The 1,015-nt window shown below is 79.1% G+C and carries 1 protein-coding gene; it reads right to left on the reverse strand.

Annotated features, from left to right (window positions below):
- A partial coding sequence (locus tag E2C06_RS36655) for an AsmA family protein (protein ID WP_133293413.1) occupies nt 1-1,015 on the reverse strand: 1,015 nt, incomplete at both ends.

The following is a 1,015-nucleotide window of genomic DNA, read 5'->3' on the forward strand; positions in this document are numbered from 1 at the left end:
GCTGCGGCGGGCGGGCCGGCCGCGGGCTCCGGGACCGGTCCGGCCCGGCCGCCGCGGGCCGCGGCCAGCGCCGGGCCGCAATCCGGCAGGCCGTTCGTCAGCGCCGCGCCATTGCCGCCGAGCGCGCCCAGGATATCCCCGGCCAGGTTGCCGGGGATCTGGATCAGCCCCTCCGCCGTGCCCAGCGCCCCGCGCGTCACCGCCGGCCCGTAATCCGGCCGCGGATTGGCGAGGGTGCCGCCGACCGGCAGCGGCGCCCGGATGCGCAGCTGGCTCACCCCCGGGATCGGCAGCCGCAGGTCGAGCTGCAGCCGCAGCGCCAGCGTTTCGTCCCGCAGGTTCACCTGGCCGCCGCCGCCGACCTTGCCGAGCGAGCCGTCGAGCAGCAGCGCCTCCGCCCGGGCAATGCCCGCCTCCGCCCGCCAGCGGGTGGCGGCGCAGGCGACGGTCACGCGCCCCTCGGCCAGCGCACCGAGTTGCGGCACCGCCCGCCGCAGGTCACCCAGCGCTTGGCCGAGCAGGGAGCCGGAGCCGCTCTCGACCTGCCCATGGGTCAGCGCCAGGCCGAGATGCCCGGTCGCCGTGGCGGCGACGGCGCGCAGGTCGCGGCCCTGGCCGCGCAGGTCCAGGTCGAGCTCGACCCGCCCGGCGGTGCCGCCCGGCGTGTGCAGCGCCGCCAGCAGGGGCGGCAGGTCGATCCCCTCGGATTGCGCCGCGACCTGCAAGCTGGGTGGGGTGGTGGTGACGTCGGCCGCGACGCGCAGCGACAGCCTGCCGCCCGGCAGGCTGGTGGTGAAGGGGTCGAGCCGGCCGTGGCCGTCGCGGATCTCGGCATGCGCGGCGGTGTCGCGCAGGGTGACGCCGCCGGAGCGCAGCTCGCCGATCGTCCAGCGCAGGTCGCTGTCGGTGATCCGCAGCAGCTCCAGCGGCAGCGGCAGGTCGGGGATGACGCGGCCGTCGTGCCGCGCCGCCGGCACGGGCGGCGTCGCCGGCGCGCCGGGCGCGGCCGGGGCCG

This window comes from Dankookia rubra (assembly GCF_004355005.1).
Lineage (GTDB): Bacteria > Pseudomonadota > Alphaproteobacteria > Acetobacterales > Acetobacteraceae > Paracraurococcus > Paracraurococcus ruber_A.